Origin of the sequence: Candidatus Borrarchaeum sp. (genome assembly GCF_019058535.1) — an archaeon.
Lineage (GTDB): Archaea > Asgardarchaeota > Sifarchaeia > Borrarchaeales > Borrarchaeaceae > Borrarchaeum > Borrarchaeum weybense.
On record NZ_JAHPYX010000031.1, the window covers coordinates 1 to 2,872 of the forward strand.

The 2,872-nt window shown below is 36.5% G+C and carries 2 protein-coding genes; both read left to right on the top strand.

Annotated elements, in window-relative coordinates:
• The first annotated feature begins 234 nt into the window (after nucleotides 1–234).
• On the top strand, nucleotides 235–1,368 hold the full coding sequence (locus QVB70_RS01700) for an isocitrate/isopropylmalate dehydrogenase family protein (protein WP_287582747.1): 1,134 nt from the start codon (nucleotides 235–237) through the stop codon (nucleotides 1,366–1,368).
• 161 nt (nucleotides 1,369–1,529) lie between these two features.
• On the top strand, nucleotides 1,530–2,840 hold the full coding sequence (locus QVB70_RS01705) for an ATP-grasp domain-containing protein (RefSeq protein ID WP_287582749.1): 1,311 nt from the start codon (nucleotides 1,530–1,532) through the stop codon (nucleotides 2,838–2,840).
• The last annotated feature ends 32 nt before the right edge of the window (nucleotides 2,841–2,872 follow it).

A 2,872-nucleotide genomic window follows, 5' to 3' on the forward strand; every position in this document is an offset into this window, starting at 1 on the left:
GGTTGGGATAATTATGTTGCGTTCTCTACATCTTTGAATGGTTCTTTCAAGTTGTTCTTCATTTTTCGTTAAACTTAAAGCCCCCATAAATTAAAAGCCCCCATAAAAGGACAATTTTATTAGACTTATAATTAAATTATGTTCTATTCATATTAATTCAGTGAACTACCACCCTAGTTGTATCTTATTTCCAATAAATAAAACTTCACAAAACTCAGAAAATGGTGTAACGTTATGTCTAATTATAAAATCTGTGTACTTCCTGGGGATGGAATTGGTGTTGATGTTGTAGATGCTGCAATTAAAGTCCTTGATACTGTAGGGTTTAGTAATCAAGTTGAATATCTATACGGGGATATTGGTTGGGAATTTTGGAAGACTGAGGGAAATCCTTTACCTGATAGAACAATTGACCTTCTCAAAGAATCTAATTGTGCTCTATTTGGAGCCATTACTTCAAAACCCAAGGAAGAAGCGGATGCAGAACTCGATCCTAGATTTAAAAACAAAGGTTTGATCTATTTTAGCCCCATTGTTAAATTACGTCAATTGTTTGATCTTTATATTAATTTACGTCCGTGCAAAGCCTATCTTGGAAATCCTCTAAATTATCGTGATGATATCGATTTGGTAGTTTTTCGTGAAAACACTGAGGGGCTGTATTCTGGCGTTGAATGGCATCCAGTGCCAGAAGCTGTTATGAAAGCGTTTATAGAAAATCATCCAAGAGCTAAAAGATTTGGGGATTTTGCATTAGAAGATTTGGCTATCTCAACACGAATTTTTACACGAAAGGGTGTTAAACGGATATTGAAAGCTAGTATGGAATATGCAAATGAATTTGGCTATAAGACAGTTACAGTTGTTGAAAAGCCAAATGTCATACGTGAAACCAGCGGATTGATGGTTCGGGAAGCACGTACACTAATTAAAAATTATCCTTCTCTTGAATTGTGGGAAACTAATATTGACGCAATGGCAATGTGGTTGATAAAAAATCCTCAGGATTATGGTGTGCTGGTCACCTCCAATATGTTTGGAGACATCATTTCTGACGAAGCAGCGCAATTGGTTGGCGGATTAGGATTTGCCCGTTCAGGAAATATAGGAGATAACATGGCTGTTTTTGAGCCTACTCATGGTTCAGCACCTAAATATGTCGGTCAAAACAAAGTAAATCCCATTGCTACAATTTTAGCTGCAAAAATGATGCTTGACTGGTTGAATGAAAAGGAAATGGCTCAACAAGTTGAGCAGGCAGTCGCAGAAGTGATTAAAGAAGGAAACGCAAGAACGTATGATATGGGAGGAAACACTTCAACGACGGGAATGGCAGATGCTATTTGTAGTAGGATTGAGAAGTCATAATGATCATTGATATCATTCTAATGTTTAAATCGCACTTGAAACTTCGTAATTCGGTCTTAGAACTTCGGAAATCCATTAAAAACTAAACAGTTATTAATTAGAGAAGAGTATACTAAATTTTAGTTGAGTTAGGCTCCACATGATTTTTAGGGGGAGCGTTTTTGCGCCTGTACGAATATGAAGCCAAAAAAATATTTGAACATGAAGATATACCAATCCCACGTCAATTCGGAACAATTCAATCTCCGGAAGAAGTTGAAAAAATTAGTCAGCTTAATTTTCCAATAATGGGCAAAGCTATGGCATTAATAGGAGGGAGGGGCAAAGCTGGAGGCATCAAGAAAATCAATGATTTGAATGAAGCAAAAATTACAGTTAATGATCTCCTAAGACTTAAAATCCATGGATATCCTGTTAATAAGGTTTTGCTTGAAGAAGCGATTGATATTCAAGGAGAGATTTACTTAGGCGTTACTACAGATCCTATTTCTTTTGATGTTGTTCTAATAACCTCGGCTTTAGGGGGAATAGATATTGAGGAGGTTGCCAAAAGTAATCCAGATGCCATATGGAAAAAATCTTTACCAGATAATCCTGTTTTTCTTCCTGAAAATATTGTAATTGATGCCACTGCGTTTCTTATTTCTCAATTTCCGCAATTAAATAACGTTAAGGAGAAACTACAATCGGTTATTTCAAACCTATATACTACTTTTCAGAAATATGATACGAAAGTTTGTGAAATAAATCCCTTAATCGTTTCAGATGATTCAAAACTAATTGCTGTGGATGCAAAAATTGTATTGGATGATAATGCCTTGTATCGCCAAAGTGTCTTGCTTTCTAGGCTTGGAATTGATCCTGAAAGTAAAAGACACGATGTTGCTGAACAAACAAGATTTGAAGCACGTGCACATAAAGCAGGGATTATTGGTTATTTAGATCTTCTTCCCGAACCTGAAAAGTTTGAAAAAGATCCAGAAAAATTATATGTTGGATTAGTTCCTGGAGGGGCGGGATATGGGATCTTTTCCATTGATGAAGTTGTAAATGTAGGAAAAAAATACTTTGATGGAAGAGTAGTACCTATTAACTTCATGGATTCAGGTGGTGGTCCAAGACTTTCTACAGTTGCAAAAATGTTTCATCTGCTTATGGATCATCCTGTTCCTGACTTAATTATTACTTCACGTTTCGGTGGAATCAGCAGTTGTGATATTTTCATACGTGGTCTGATTAAAGCACTTCGTGACAGATTTGCAGCTGAACAACGAATGGTTCCTGTGTACGGGCGAATGGTCGGAACAGATTTACCGAATGCACGTGTCTATTTAGAAAAAGCAAAAAAAGAGACCCCTGAACCCCTGAAATATCTACATATTGTTGTCGGAAATCAAAAAATTATGGCCGATATCATAAAAGACGGTATTGAGTGGTTTAGACTTCAGGTCAAACAAGAGAAGGAACCATAATGAGTTTAAAGCGAATAGCCCCTGATCAAGGA